The following is a 252-nucleotide window of genomic DNA, read 5'->3' as shown; positions in this document are numbered from 1 at the left end:
TGCCAAGCGCTTGTGGTCCCGGCTGCTGGTGGATTACCCGGCCAGTACGATCCTGGCGGCCGCGGAGCGCGCCGTTAAGGAATCCAGCTATTTGCCCAATGTCCATGAAGTGATTTCTCGTTGTGACCTGGCAGGGGAGTTGGGCGTACCGGATGCTCATGCCGCGTATATTGAAGCCTGCCGGGCGCCTTCGCCGAAAAAAACCTTCGCCTGGAGTCACCCGGTGGTGTATTTCGCCGGACGGGCCAGTGA

The 252-nt window shown here is 60.7% G+C and carries 1 pseudogene; it reads left to right on the top strand.

Annotation, left to right across the window (positions count from 1 at the left end):
• A pseudogene (locus Q4563_RS21310) lies at window positions 1-252 on the top strand (hypothetical protein); the annotation flags it as partial.

The organism is Gilvimarinus sp. 1_MG-2023 (genome assembly GCF_030548285.1).
The sequence above is the reverse complement of the archived record's forward strand: the minus strand, read 5'-3'. Positions and strand labels throughout refer to the sequence as shown.